Annotated in this window: 12 protein-coding genes; 2 read left to right on the top strand and 10 right to left on the bottom strand. The window is 69.5% G+C overall.

Annotated elements, in window-relative coordinates; all coding sequences use genetic code 11:
• Window positions 1-81 precede the first annotated feature (81 nt).
• Both QZ607_RS16285 and QZ607_RS16290 read left to right on the top strand, forming a co-directional pair.
• Window positions 82-738 (top strand): PolC-type DNA polymerase III, encoded by a 657-nt coding sequence (locus QZ607_RS16285; protein WP_295884711.1) that lies wholly within the window; start codon window positions 82-84, stop codon window positions 736-738.
• A 103-nt stretch (window positions 739-841) separates the two neighbouring features.
• Window positions 842-2,017 (top strand): putative zinc-binding peptidase, encoded by a 1,176-nt coding sequence (locus QZ607_RS16290; RefSeq protein ID WP_295884713.1) that lies wholly within the window; start codon window positions 842-844, stop codon window positions 2,015-2,017.
• 43 nt (window positions 2,018-2,060) lie between these two features.
• On the opposite strand, the gene QZ607_RS16295 is transcribed toward QZ607_RS16290, so the two are convergent.
• The 10 genes from QZ607_RS16295 to QZ607_RS16340 all read right to left on the bottom strand — a co-directional run bounded on the left by QZ607_RS16295 (window position 2,061) and on the right by QZ607_RS16340 (window position 13,122).
• Window positions 2,061-2,474 (bottom strand): globin domain-containing protein, encoded by a 414-nt coding sequence (locus tag QZ607_RS16295; protein ID WP_295884715.1) that lies wholly within the window; start codon window positions 2,472-2,474, stop codon window positions 2,061-2,063.
• Between the two features lie 630 nt (window positions 2,475-3,104).
• Complete coding sequence (locus QZ607_RS16300; protein WP_295884716.1) at window positions 3,105-3,698, bottom strand: peptidoglycan-binding domain-containing protein; 594 nt, start codon at window positions 3,696-3,698, stop codon at window positions 3,105-3,107.
• Between the two features lie 125 nt (window positions 3,699-3,823).
• On the bottom strand, window positions 3,824-5,671 hold the full coding sequence (locus QZ607_RS16305; RefSeq protein WP_295884718.1) for a 5'-nucleotidase C-terminal domain-containing protein: 1,848 nt from the start codon (window positions 5,669-5,671) through the stop codon (window positions 3,824-3,826).
• Window positions 5,672-6,026: 355 nt separating this feature from the next.
• Window positions 6,027-8,033 (bottom strand): S9 family peptidase, encoded by a 2,007-nt coding sequence (locus tag QZ607_RS16310; RefSeq protein ID WP_295884721.1) that lies wholly within the window; start codon window positions 8,031-8,033, stop codon window positions 6,027-6,029.
• 191 nt (window positions 8,034-8,224) lie between these two features.
• Complete coding sequence (locus tag QZ607_RS16315) at window positions 8,225-8,350, bottom strand: hypothetical protein (RefSeq protein ID WP_295884723.1); 126 nt, start codon at window positions 8,348-8,350, stop codon at window positions 8,225-8,227.
• A 46-nt stretch (window positions 8,351-8,396) separates the two neighbouring features.
• Window positions 8,397-8,642, bottom strand: a complete 246-nt coding sequence (locus QZ607_RS16320; RefSeq protein ID WP_295884725.1) for a hypothetical protein — start codon at window positions 8,640-8,642, stop codon at window positions 8,397-8,399.
• Between the two features lie 47 nt (window positions 8,643-8,689).
• Window positions 8,690-9,136 (bottom strand): TusE/DsrC/DsvC family sulfur relay protein, encoded by a 447-nt coding sequence (locus tag QZ607_RS16325; RefSeq protein WP_295884726.1) that lies wholly within the window; start codon window positions 9,134-9,136, stop codon window positions 8,690-8,692.
• A gap of 323 nt (window positions 9,137-9,459) precedes the next feature.
• A complete protein-coding gene (locus QZ607_RS16330; RefSeq protein WP_295884728.1) occupies window positions 9,460-10,731 on the bottom strand; it encodes a PcfJ domain-containing protein in 1,272 nt (423 codons plus the stop codon).
• Window positions 10,732-10,872: 141 nt separating this feature from the next.
• Complete coding sequence (locus QZ607_RS16335; protein ID WP_295884730.1) at window positions 10,873-11,361, bottom strand: hypothetical protein; 489 nt, start codon at window positions 11,359-11,361, stop codon at window positions 10,873-10,875.
• A 369-nt stretch (window positions 11,362-11,730) separates the two neighbouring features.
• A complete protein-coding gene (locus QZ607_RS16340; RefSeq protein ID WP_295884732.1) occupies window positions 11,731-13,122 on the bottom strand; it encodes an aminotransferase class I/II-fold pyridoxal phosphate-dependent enzyme in 1,392 nt (463 codons plus the stop codon).
• Between the last annotated feature and the right edge of the window lie 405 nt (window positions 13,123-13,527).

Below are 13,527 nucleotides of genomic sequence, written 5' to 3' on the forward strand. Positions count from 1 at the left end.
CCGGGTGCCGTCCGACCGGCTGCCGTCCGACCGGGTGCCGCGCGGCCGCGCCCGGATATCGATGCTGGAACGGAGTACGGAATGTCCCCGTTGTCGCAGGCCCTGTCCGCTTATCGCGCCGCCTTCACCGGCAGCTGGCCGGATGCCGCGGCCCCTGCCGACGTGCGCTTCGTGGTGCTGGACTGCGAGACCACCGGGCTCGACCCGCGGCGGGATCGCATCGTCAGCATTGGCGCCGTCGGTGTCACCGGCGGTGAGATCGACCTGGGCGACACCTTCGAGGCGCTGCTGCGGGTGCTGCATAACACGGCCGCCACCCTGATCCACGGCATCACCCGGGACGAGACGCGCCTGGGCATCGGCGAGGAGGAGGCGCTTGCGGGCCTGCTCGCGTACCTGCGCGACGGGGTCATCGTCGGCCATCACATCGGCCATGACCTGGCCATGATCGACGCCGCCCTTGAGCGCCACCAGGCGCCCGGTCTGCTGAACCGGCGCCTTGACACCGGCCGGCTCGCGCTGCTGCTGGAAGCGGATGGTGCCTTCGCGGACCAGCCGCTTCAGGACCTCTCGCTGGACAGCCTCTGCAAGCATTTCGACATCGTGCCCTACGATCGGCACACCGCCCCCGGCGATGCCTTTCTCACGGCGCAGATCCTGCTGCGGCTGCTGCGGCTGGCGGCCAAGCATGGCCGGCAGACGCTGGCGTCGCTGCTGGAGAAGCCGCCCCAGGCGTGATGCGGCGCGCGCCGCCGGCATCGCATACGTGGTGACTGTCGATGCTCGCAGCCCACAGTCCGCCTTTCAGACTCCCCACTGCAAACTTCAGCTTTTCCAAGAAATGCGCACCTTCTCCTGTCAGGTCTGCGGTCAGCCCGTCTACTTCGAGAACATCCAGTGCACTCACTGCGGCGCGACCCTCGGCTTCCTGCCGGACCGGCTGCGGCTGTCGGCGCTGGAGGAGGGCAGCGACGGCCTCTGGCGCGTGCCGCCGCCGCAGCCGGCGGCCGCCGAGCGCTCCGTGGCGCCGCTGCTGTTCGCGCGCTGGCTCGGCCGCCGCCCCGCGCCCGCCGCAGCGGCCACCGCGAGCACGCCGCCGCCACCGCGGGCCTACCGCAAGTGCGGCAACTACGCACAGTACGACGTCTGCAACTGGATGGTCCCAGCGGACAGTGAGGACGCCTTCTGCGCCGCCTGCCGGCCGAACCAGACCATCCCCAACCTCGCCCGACCCGGCAACCTCGAGAAATGGGCGCGCATCGAGCGCAGCAAGCGCCGCCTGGGGTACAGCCTGCTGCGGCTCGGCCTGCCGGTGCACACCAAGGCGGAGGACCCGGCGGGCGGGCTCGGCTTTGCGTTTCTGTCGCCGCTGGATGCGGACCCGGGCCAGCCCGTGCTGACCGGGCATGACAACGGCCTCATCACCATCAACATCGATGAGGCGGACGCCGCCGCCCGCGAGCGCATGCGCCTGGACATGGACGAGAAGTACCGCACCCTGCTCGGCCACTTCCGCCACGAGATCGGCCATTACTACTGGGACCTGCTGATCCGCGACGGCGGTCGGCTGGACGGCTTCCGCGCCCTGTTCGGCGACGAGCAGCTGGACTACGGCGAGGCGCTGGACGCGCATTACACCAACGGCCCGCCCGCGGACTGGCAGGACCGCTTCGTCAGCGCCTATGCGGCGGCGCACCCCTGGGAGGACTGGTCCGAGACCTTCGCTCACTACCTGCACATCGTCGATACGCTGGAGACCAGCGAGCATTTCGGCGTGCGTATCGAGCAGCGGCTGGCGGACGGCACGGTGCATCGCTCCGATCCGGACTTCGACCCCTACACCATCGACGACTTCCGGCCCATCATCGACAACTGGCTGCCGCTCACCTTCGCGCTCAACAGTCTGAGCCGCAGCATGGGGCAGCCGGACATGTACCCCTTCGTGCTGTCCGGGCCCGTCATCGACAAGCTCGGCTATGTGCACCAGGTGGTGCGGGAGAGCCGGGTGCGCGGATGACAGCGGCGTCCCCGTGCGCGGGGGAGCGGCCGGGCAGACGGGCCTAGGGCGCGTTGCCGCTGCCGTTGCGCATGGCTGCGCTGATCCGCCCGAACAGGGCGCGCCAGGCGGCCTCGACATCCGGCGTGTAGGCAGCGCCGAGCCCCTGATTCAGCGCCCACAGGAGGCCGTCCTGAAAGAGGACGTAATGGGTGTCTGTGACGCCGTAATCGACGTGGCGGGCACCGAGCGCACGGATGTCGGCTTCCAGTGCCGCAAAGTCGTCGAGCGCGGCCACGGCGGTGTCGAGCATGGCCATGAGCTTGTGCCCCTGTTCGCGGGTGTCGGTGCGGAACAGGCCATGCAGCTCCGGGTGCTGCTCGAACAGGTGCGTGTAGAAGTGGAAGGCCGTCTGCTCGGAGACGGGGCGGAGCTGCTCCCAGGAGGCCTTGACGACAGCGATTTGTTCCGGAGTCATGGGTGTGCTCGCGGGCAGCGTGCGCTCGGTGTCGCGAGAGGGATGGCAAGGGACGACAACCCATGCCGGCAACGGCGCGCCGGCATGCGAGCAGGGAGTTTAGCCGCGATTCATGGATGTACCACCCCGGATGCGCGCTTGCCTGATCTGCCGCAAAGCTGCGGCAAAGTGGTGTCGGCGCAGGCTGGCCCGACGGTGCGTGAGGTCCAGGCACCTGCGCGAGCGCTGCGCAAGCTGTGACCCTAGAAAGAGCGGTTGGACGGTCGTCAGGGTGCGTCCCGCGGGGTGCCTGGCAAGGCACAACGACGAGGAATAGTTGTTCTATTCCGAGGAGTTGTAACGCAGCCAGGCGCCGCGCGGGGCGTGCCATGGCGGCCGTAGCGGCGTTCACCCGGATGGTGGCGCGAGAAGTACTCCCGAAGTCCGCGAGGCTCAGGCATTTGCATGTGCTTTGAAGCGGTCAACTGCTCTTTCTAGGGTGACTGCCGCGGCGCTGCGGAGAACCTTTGGCCGGGCGATGACTGCCGGCGGCGGACTGAAGTCCGCCGGCCCCAGGGTGCCGACTGAAGTCGGCGTACCTGGGGTAGGCTTCGCGACTTACGCCGTTGTGCAAGCGGGCCTGGTCGCCGCTCAAGGCAACAGAGTCGCCAGCGTCGGCTGATCCGGCACCCCGGTGGGTTTCAGGCCGCGCTGCCGCTGGAAGTCGAGCAGGGCCGCCTGCGTGGGTGCGTCGAAGGCGCCGGTCACCTCCACCGCATCGAAACCGCGCTGGCGCAGGGCGGCCTGGAGGCGGCGCAGGGTCTCCGCATAGAGCACCAGGCCGATGTCGTCGCTGCGGATCGGCACCAGCTCGCTGCGCTCGGTGACGGCAGTGCGGCGCAGCGTCTGCGCCAGCTGGTTGACCATGGCGTGAAAGCCCGCCTCCGGGCTCTGCTCGCAGGTGCGCGCGAGGGCGGCCATCAGCATGTCCGTGGAGTGCCACGATACGTGATCGAACACGCCGTCCTCATACCGGTTCATACCGCTCAAATAGCCCTCGATCCAGCCGGCGTAGGAATACAGCTCGGGGCCGCGCTCGGCCACGGCAGCGGTGAAGTCGGCGCAGCGGGTGACGCCGGCGCCCTTGACCATGAAGCGGCCCTGGTCGTCGGCGGCCTGGGTGGCGGTGACGGCGAGAAGCCCGACGAGCGGGCCGAGCAGGCGGCGTGGCAGGGAGCGAAACACGGCGGTGAGGCTTGGCTTGACGAAGGACTCTATTGACAACGCCGGCGGCGCGGCAACACCCGGTGTGCCGCGCCGCCGGCCCAAGCAGCCGGCGGGGCCAGACTGCGCTTGGACCCGGTCCGGACTCAGCCGCGCCGGCGCACGATGCGCAGCGCGCCCAGCCCCAGCAGCAGGATGCCCAGGGTGGCCGGCACCGGCGTGGCCGCGATGCGGCCCTCGGTGCTGCCGTAGAGCGCGCCGGTGACGGTGCCGCCGAGACCGTCGCGGATGTAGCGCCGCAGCGCCTCGGCGTAGGAGATGCCGAAGTCCACGAAGCTGCGGTCGGAGAGCACGTCGTAGCCATCGCCGCCGCCGGCGGTGAAGCTGTTGGTCACCAGGTCGATGGTGAAGTCGTCGCCCACCAGCACGCCCATGGACGCGGTGAACAGGTGCGTGCCGTCGGCCAGGTAGATGTTGACCACCTCGTTGGTGTCCTTGTGGTACTCGAACTTGATCCCGGACACCTGCAGGAAGCGGCCGTCGTCATCGGGCAGCTCGGCGACGGCATGGTTCAGCGTCTCCAGCAGCTCCTCGACGGTGAAGTCCTCGATGACCGCGAGCGAGTTGGCGAAGGGCAGCACCGAGATGACGTCGGCGTTGGTGACATTACCGGCGTTGATGGAGTCGCGGATGCCGCCGCCGTTGGTCATGCCGACGATGGCATCCGCGTCCAGGGTGCCCAGCTGTTGCGCGGAGAAGACGAAGGCGTCGGCGATGAGGTTGCCGAGATTGGTCTCGCCGCTGCGGACGTTCTCGCGGATGCCGTCCAGGAAGACCTCGGTGCTGCCCACCTGCTCTGCGGCGATGGCGTCATAGTCCGCCTGCAGCGGGACCATGATGTCGTTCTGGATGTCGATGGCGGGGCTGCTGCCGCGGGTGCCGGTGGCGGCGGTGCCGGTGTCCGGGTCCACCAGGATCGGGTCGCCGTTGAAGGCGGTCACCTCGCCGGCGGCGTTGAACTCCACCTCCAGCTCGCCGACGTAGCGGTACTCGCCGATGGTGGTGACCACGGGGACCGCGTTGCCGTCGGCATCCGTCGCCGTGGTGGGGTAGGGGCCACTGATATTCGGCTGGAAGGGGTTGCTGGACAGGGCGTCGGGGCTGTTCGCCAGCAGCTCGTCGCCGCCGCCGGCGATAATGACGTCCACACCGCGGAGCTGACCGGCCAGCGCGATCTCCTCCTCGATGGCCTGCAGATGGCTGGAGAGGATGATCTTGTTGACGCCGGCGCCCTCAAGGGTGTTGATCTCCGCCTGTACCGCCGTGGCCACGTCGTTGATGGTGACATTGCCGGGCGAGGAGATGACATCGAGCCGCTCGGTGGTGGCACCGATGATGCCGTACTGCTCGCTGCCGCGGCTGACGATGGTGCTCTTGGCGATGCCGCTGCTGCCCACCAGGCTCGCAAGATTCGCCTCGCCGGAGAAGTCGAGGTTCGCGCTCAGGAAGGGGGCTGTGCCGCCGGCGGCCTGGTAGCCGCCGATGAAGTCCGCCAGCACATCCGGGCCGAAGTCGAAGTCGTGGTTGCCGAGGGTGATGGCGTCATAGCCCGTGGTGGCCAGCGCCAACGCGTCGTAGTAGTTGTTGTCGATGTTGTCGGCGCCGTAGCCGATGCCGCCGACGGCATCACGCCGGCGCTGGCTGGACTCGAAGGCGATGCCGGCGAGGAAGTTGTCGCCGGAGGACAGGGTCAGCACGTCGCGCCCGGCGCCGATGGCGGCGTTCCGGGCCGTCTCCAGCTCGGTCAGGAAGTAATCGAAGCCGCCGAAGCCATTGCTGCCGAGCAGCTTGGATTCACCGTCGTTGTTGTGGAACAGGGTCAGGCTCGCGGCGGACGCCTGCGGTGCGGCGAGTCCGAGCTGGAGGCCCGCCGCGAGGCCGAGCAGGACCGCTGTGGAGCTGTGGGGGCGGAAGCGACGGAACCGCGACATCATGGGTGTCTCCCGGATAAAGTTCGGATCGGCAGAAGGGGTGCGAGGCTTCGGTGCGCGGAGGCGGCCGGCAGCGCGATGCGCTTTGTATCGGCGACGCGGACAGACGTGTTCGGACACCGCGTCAGTGCCGCCGCAAGGCTACCGGCGGCTCGTAACGGCCCGGTGACGCCGGAGTGAAGGTTTTGTGACGGATGAGCGTCAGCCAGCTCCACGGGGTTGATCTCGCGCTCGGCTCTCCCGTTACGCCCGTGACACCCGTTGCGGCGTTGCGCCGTTGCGTGAAACTTTTTCAGCGCCCATTGCCCATTGCCCATTGAGCGGCTGCCTGAGCCTCCATCGGCCTGCGACGCGCAGGTCAGCGCACCTCCGCTGTGCTGCCCTCGATGGCCTGCTCCGGCTCCGCGCGGCCACCCAGCTGGGCTCCCAGGAAGCGCTCGATGCGCGCGAAGGCGTCCAGGCGATTCTCCGGCCGCGCGAAGCCGTGGCCCTCGTCCGGGAAGACGATGTAGGTGACGGGCAGGTCCTTGGCGCGCATGGCCGCGACGATCTGGTCGCTCTCGGCGATCTTCACCCGCGGGTCGTTGGCGCCCTGGAGCACCATGAGCGGGTCGTTGATGTTGTCTACATGGAAGAGCGGTGAGATGCGCTTGTTCAATTCCGCGTCGTTCTCCACGTCGCCTACGCGCAGCACCAGCTCCTTTTTGGCCGGCGCCCAATAGGGCGGAATGGACTCGAACAGGGTCTTGATGTGCGACGGGCCCACGATGTCCACGCCGCAGGTGTAGAGGTCCGGCGTGAAGGTGAGTCCGGCGAGGGTCGCATAGCCGCCGTAGGAGCCGCCCATGATGCACACGCGCTCGGGGTCGGCGATGCCCTGCGCGATGGCCCACTTGGTCGCATCGGTGAGGTCGTGCTGCATGGCACCGACGCCCCACTCGTTGTTGCCGGCGTTCAGGAAGGCCTTGCCGAAGCCGGTGGAGCCGCGAAAGTTCACCTGCAGCACCGCATAGCCGCGGTTGGCGAGCCACTGGGCCTGGGCGTCATAGCCCCAGTGGTCCCGGGCCCAGGGGCCGCCGTGCACCAGGAGCACCATGGGCAGGGGCGCGGCGGGCTTGCCGCCGTCGACGGTGGCGGGCAGCGTCAGGTAGCTCGGCAGGGTCAGCCCGTCGCGGACGGTGATCTCCACCGGCTGCATGTTGGTGAGGGTGTATTCGCTCAGCTCGGGGCGGGTGACGAACAACAGCTCCGCGCTGCGCTCTTTGCCGTCATCGCCAGCGCGCCGGTAGAGGTAGTAGCTGGTGGGGCCGTCGTCGGGCTGAAAGGCGACGATCCAGCGGTCGTCGGCCAGCGTGCGGTCGGCGATGACCAGCTCGCCGCGGGCAACCTTGCGCAGGTACGCGAAGTCCGGCTTCAGCGTCTCGTCCAGCAGCGTCCATTCCGGCTTCAGGTAGTCGAATTCCACGGCCTGGATGCGGTGCTCGGTGGGGTGGACGATGACGCCGGCCAGGTCGCTCTTGGGGTCTTTGGCGAGCTCCCGCTGCGCTTCGCCCGTCCTGGCGTCCACCGCGATGAGCCTGGTGGTGTCGCTCTCCAGGGAGCTGGACACGAACAGCGTGTCGCCGGATGCATCGAATCCGTAGGCACCGCCGTTCTCGCCGAAGGGGAAGCGGATCAGCTCCCGCCACTGGGCGTCCTCGCTGTCGCGCACCCGGATGATGTCGTCGCCGGTCTGCGGGTCCTTGGCCTCGGCGGCGCGGATGCGGAAGTCGGCGTCGGTGAGCCAGCCGAGCACATCGCCCGGGTTCTCGGTGTCCAGCGTGACCTCGCCGCTCGCGAGATCGATGCGGTACATGTCGAAGACGCTCGGGTCGCGCTTGTTCAGTCCCACCAGCACCTCGCCCGGGTGCTCGGGGTCGGTGATCAGGTTCTCGGCGCGGACCCCTTCGAAGGGCGTGAGATCCCGGGTCTCGCCGCCGGCCGCGTCCACAGCGTACAGGTGCCAGTTCTCGTCGCCGCCCTGGTCCTGGAGATAGAACACCCGCTTGCCGTCCTGGGACCAGCCGTGGAAGCGGATGCCGCGGACGCCGTCATCGGTGATCTGTCGGGGCTCGCCCGAGCCGTCCGCCGGCTGCACCCAGACGTTCAGCACACCCTTGTCGGACGGCGCCAGCCAGCTCAGGTAGTCGCCGGTGGGGGCGATGCGGGCCTGGGTGCGGGTCGGGTTGCCGAACAGCACCTCAAGCGGAATCAGCGCAGGGGGCTCGGCGGCCGGTGCCGCAGCGGTATCGGTGGCGCGGGTGTCGTTGGCGGTGCTCATCAGGACAATCGCGGTCAGGGCAGGCGTCAGGAATTGGATGGACATGGGGTCGGTCCGGCGGTCTGCGGCGGCTCAGTCTCAATGCTCATCAGGAGAGTGGGTGTGCGGCGCGCGCACGGCCGACTCTCCATGCGAGAGCGGCGGCATAGTAACCCGGGGCCGCTCCACCGCAACCGTGCCCGGAGCATCCCCAAGGAGGAGCATCCCAAAGGACACCCGGCCGGGCGCCGCCCAGCTCACTCCGACGGAAACAGCTCGCTGTGGATGCCGCCTCGCTCGCAGAGGTCGTGTAGACGGCGGTGTAAGGTCAACAACACCGCCGCCTGGCGCTTGGCGGTGAGGGCGTAGATGGCATCGTACACGGGGTGGCCGAGATCGGCGGCGAGGCATCGAGCGCGACCGTGCCGGTCACCGCTGCTCTCGATCCTCGCGCAACAATGCCTCGGGCGTCGGCGCGCTCGCGGACAGACGACGCCCGCTTGCCGCGAGCGCGGCAACGACCCGCTCCCGACGCCGGGCTGCATCGGTGAGACCCAGCGCCCGACGCAGCTCGACGATGGCTTGCTGAGACAGGCTGCGATGCTCTGCGCGGGCGGCGGCCGCGATCCCCTGATAGACGTCTTCCGGCAAATCACGGATCTGGAGTGTGGGCATGGAAGCGCCCCGCGGTCGGTTAGGGCACCACCGCTGCAACGGTGACCTCAGCTCATGTAGGCCAGCGCCTCCGGCCCCGGGTTGGGCAGCCCAGCGGTGCGCCAGGCCGCGCGGCAGGTGCCGAAGAGCTGTTTGACATGGGTCTTGGGCATGCCCTGGGCATGGCAGAGCTGCTGCACCGGCGGCAGGGCGCCGCAGCTCAGGAAGTGCTCGCGCAGGTAGTAGATGACGGCCATGTGCTCCTCGCTGAGCGTGCCGCGGCTGTCCAGGGCTGTCACCAGGCAGGCGAAGGTCTCCGACCACAGGTGCGGGTCGGTGATGAAGCCGTCCTCGTCCAAGGGCAAGGGCTCATGGATGGAGTGGAAGCGGCTCCCCTGGGGCGCGCTCTCGCACATCTGGGCGGTGCCGGCGGTGTGCGCTGCCAAGTGGGCCGGTCCGGCGGTGTGCCGGTCGATGTACTGGCCGGTGTGCTGCTGGCTGGCGGGCTGGATCATGGCGGACCTCCATCGGTAAATCCATAAGTTCTGTTGATGTCCACATCAGCGGTGGCGCTGTTTTGAGGTTAGCAATGCCGGGCCGCCGGTCAATCGGGTAACCCCGGCAAAGCTGAGCGAACAGCTCGGGTATTGCCCTGGATCAATAGACCGGCTGCCTTGCCTGAGCGACTCCGCAGAGATCCGGCTTAGCGATGGCTCGGGAACGACGGATACACCTGTAAGGGGGGGCAAGCGACGCGCATCCGCTGCCCCGCCTGTTGCATGCGTGTCGTTTGTCCAGCCGACGGTGCCCGTTCTGCTCAGTGACCGATGGCCCTGGCTCAGAGCCGATGTGTGTCCAGCCAGCCCTCCACGGTGCGCCTGGTGGCCGCACTCACGGGATGATTGCCCGCCAGCAGCAGCTCACCGATCTGCCAGCGCCCGCCGGGCCAGCGCACCAGGGACAGGGTGGCCCGCTGCGGGGCCAGCACCCGGTAGATGTAGGTGTCGCCGCCGGCGACGCGCTCGGCATAGCCGGCGACACAGTTGTGCTGCCGGCGTCCTTCCTCCACCAGGGCCTGCGGGGCGCGCAGCGGCACGATGGCGTCGGTGCCCGGCAGCGGCGGCGGCGGAAAGCGGCACGACTGGAGCCGGCCGTCTTCCAGCCGGGTGTAGTCCCGCGCCAGATCCTGGAACAGCCCGTCCAGGCGCCGACGCTCGCGGAAGCGTCGCCGGGAGATATCCACCCCCAGGGCATCCGCCATCTGTTGGATGTCCGCGAGCCGCCGGGCGGTGAACGGAAAGTGGCCCTCCTGAGGCTCTTCGACGATGGCCTCGAACAGCACCGGCGTCGCCAGCGCCCGCAGCTGTGGGTCCAGCAGCAGGGTCAGCGCACCCAGGTTCAGCGCCGGCAGGTGGCCCATCACCTGCAGCGCCTCGTCGTCCGCGAGCAGGCGCTTGAGGCCGCCCACCAGCTCCCGGCTCATGGCGCCGGGGCGGATCTTGGCCATGGCCCTGACCGCGCGCTTGCTCTGCGGCAGGCCGAGCCGGTCCATGATCTCCGCCTGCTTCCGGCCGACGAGCTGGTCCAGGCGCTGGTGGCGCTCCGGTGCGCGGGCGGCCAGTGATTCGCGAAAGGCGAGTGCCAGGCAGTAGCCGAGCGCCGGGCTGGTGTCCAGCAGGTCAGCGCGCTCCTCACCCAGTGCCCGCAGCAGCCGGAGCAGCGGCAGGTGGTCGCCGCGGAAGGGCTCGATGCGCCGGGCGACGGGCTTTGGGCAGCTGAAGCGGAAGGCATCGAAGGCGCGCTTGCGCCGCTGCGCCGGGGTGAGCCGCGGGCGGGTGGGCGGCAGCGGCGGGGCATCCGGTGGCAGCACCAGATCCAGCGCCAGCTGCTGCGGCGCCCCTGCCGGCGGCGCCTTGGGCTTCGGCTTGCGCCTGGGCCGGTAGGGGCGGATCAGCGGATAGTCGGGCTCGAAGTCCAGCCAGCGGGCGTTGCGGTCGTGCTTGCGCACGGCCGTGAGGTCCGGCCAGGCCTTGATGAGCTGCGTCTCCTCGGCTTTGAAGACGTACAGCGTGTCCTGCTTGAAGCGGGCGTCCAGGCGGTCGGCGGGCATGGCGGCAAAATGGCGGTGGCGGGCCGGCTGCTCAGGATAGGCCGCAATGGGCTCAGGGGGCGAGTCTGCGAAGACCGGCCGGGGCGGAGGTCGATCCTGTTGCCCGGTCTCTGCAACGCCGCACGAGGGCCTGGGCCAGCATCAGGGTCGCAGGCCGCAGGCAGGTGACGCGCGCTGCCAGATCGCCTCCAGCCCCTGCATGGAGAAGGCCGGCTCCAGGGGCAGGCCGTTGATGTCCACCTTGGCCTGCGCGGCACGGCGCATGGCGTCCACCAGGTCGCGCAGCCCCGCCTGCTCGGCGCCGGTGGGCAGGGGCCGAAAGGTGACGCGGCGCTCGACCTCGGTTTCGACGATGGCGGCGGGGATCAGGGCCAGGGTGCGCGCGGCGGGTCCGTCCACGCTCAGCGCCGCCCGTGCCCCGAGCAGCTCCGGTTGGGTCAGCTCGGTGACGGCGATGACGTTGACCCGCAGCCGCGCCGTGGGCTCGTCGCGTGCGATGTTGATCAGCAGCAGCGGGTCCTGCGCGCCGGCGGTGTGGTCGTAGCCGCCGGTGGTGAGCTCGCAGGGCTCGGTGGGGTCGGTGGGGATGGCGGCGGACCAGGCGCCGATGTCGAAGCGCTCGCTGGCCATGGCCGCGGGCGGCAGGCAGAGTGCGGTCAGGAGCGGCAGGGCTGCGGTTGCGCTGGCTGCCTTCCGCAACGGGTGTGTCGGTGAGTGTATCGGCAAGGTTGGGCGTGGGTGTGGGCTTGTGAAGCCGGAAGCCTAGAGCAAAGCGCGTCGCTGAAGGAAGCTTGGGGGCGGGTTGGTCAGGTCCGTTTTGGGGAGGGGGCCAGGGGGAAGGGGCCGGGCGGTGGCGGGCTGTGGGCGGGGCTGTGGCAGCGATCGCCGGCCCCTGAGCATTCGGCGCGGGCATTGAGCCCGCGCCGAATGCGGCCGACTGGAAGTCGGCGGCCCCAGGCGCGCGCGGAATGCGGCCGACTGGAAGTCGGCGGCCCCAGGCTAAAGCGTCTCGAGCCAGCGCGCCATGCGCTCGATGCCGGCCATGCTGTCGGCGCAGTGCTCGGCCAGGAAGCCGGGGTCGGCCACCGCGTCGTCGGCCAGCGCAGCGGCGCCTTCCAGCGCCCGGGCGCCGTCGAAGTTGACATAGGCCAAGCGCAGTGAGAGCTCAGACGGCGCGCGGCCGAAGTCGCTGCCCGGCAGCAGCGCGACGCCGGTGTCCTCCAGCAGGCGCTCGCACAGCAGCCGGGCGTCGTGGATGCCGCGGGCGGCGAGGCGCTCGCGGAACGCGCTCAGGTCCGGGAACAAATAAAATCCGCCCTCGGGGTCGTCCAGGTCGCAGCCGGCGGCGCGCAGCCGGGCGGCGATGGCGGGGCCGATCTGGCGCAGCACCCGGCGCGAGCGGGCAAGGTAGTCCGCCATGTCCGGCCCGCCGCTGAAGGCCGTGATGGCCGCGTGCTGGATGGGGGCGCTGACGCTGGTGTAGCTCTCGCTCGCCACCACGGCCATGGCGTCCAGCACACCGCGGAGCTGCGGCGGGAAGGTGAAAGTGCCGAGCCGCCAGCCGCCGGCGCCGGCCCATTTGCTCAAGCCCCCGGAGATGATGGTCCCTTCCGGATACCAGCGGGCGATGGACGCATGCCGGCCCTGGTGATGCACTTCGCCGTAGATCTCGTCGGAGAGCACCACCAGGCCGTAGCGGCGGGCGACGCGGGCCAGTGCCTGAAGCTGATCCGCGCTGTAGGTGACGCCCAGCGGGTTGGAGGGGTAGTTCAGAATCAGGATGCGCGGGCGGTCCGGGTCTTCACGGCAGACGGCGTCCAGGGCCGCGGGCGTCAGGCGCCAGCCGTCGGCGCGGCGGGTATCGATCCAGCGGTGCTGGCGCCCGGCGATGGCTGCCTGCGGCGCGTAGGACACCCAGCTGGGAGAAGGCACCAGCAGGTCGCCATAGAAGCAGAGCTGGAGGATGAACAGGAGCTCCTTGGAGCCGGGGCCGATGAGCACGTCGTCGGCGCTGCGCTCGATGCCCTGGGCGCGGTGGTGGTAGGCCGCCACGGCCTCCCGCAGCGCATCGAGCCCGCGCACCGGCAGATAGTCCTTTTGCTGCGCATTGGCCTTGAGGGCCTCCACCACCGTGGGCGGCACCGGAAAGGGCGATTGGCCGAGGCCCATGCGGAACACCTTGCGGCCCTGGCGCTCCAGGCGGGCGCTGCGCTCGTTGATGGCGAGGGTGGAGGACTGGGACAGACCGCGGACGTTCAGGCTGATGTGCACATGGGGCCGGACGGGGAGGTCCTGCGGGTCCGGTTCCTGGGCGGGCGCTGGGGGGGGTTGGTGCAGGGCGGCTTGGCGACTGGCGATGTCTTCGACGACTTCGAGCGGGACGGCGCTCATTTGTGGGTGTCCTCGTGGTCTTATGGCGCTGCTGGGCGACGGCGGTTGGCTGGGTCCGGCGACTGGCGGGCTGAAGCTCGAACGGCGGGTGGCGGCCTTGACCTGTCAGGGCTGATCCGGCCGATTAGGGTTTTCCCTAGAAACCCAAGCAAAGATCATGCCTTGAAGATGCCGCACGGTACCCATCAGCCTGTCCGGAGTCATTGATTCTGCGGCCTGAGGCGCATCCGCGCGGTGCTGGGTGGACAATCCGTCGTTGCGGTGCGACACAAGGTGCAGCGGCGCTGCACCGGCTCAGTGCGCGGCGACGATTCGGGTTTGAAATCTGCGCCGGATCGGCGCATGGCCATGGCATGGGTGGAGCCGCGACGCCTGCGGCATCATGCATGCCGCAGGCGCCGACAC

The sequence above is a fragment of the uncultured Thiohalocapsa sp. genome (assembly GCF_913063425.1).
Taxonomy (GTDB): domain Bacteria; phylum Pseudomonadota; class Gammaproteobacteria; order Chromatiales; family Chromatiaceae; genus Thiohalocapsa.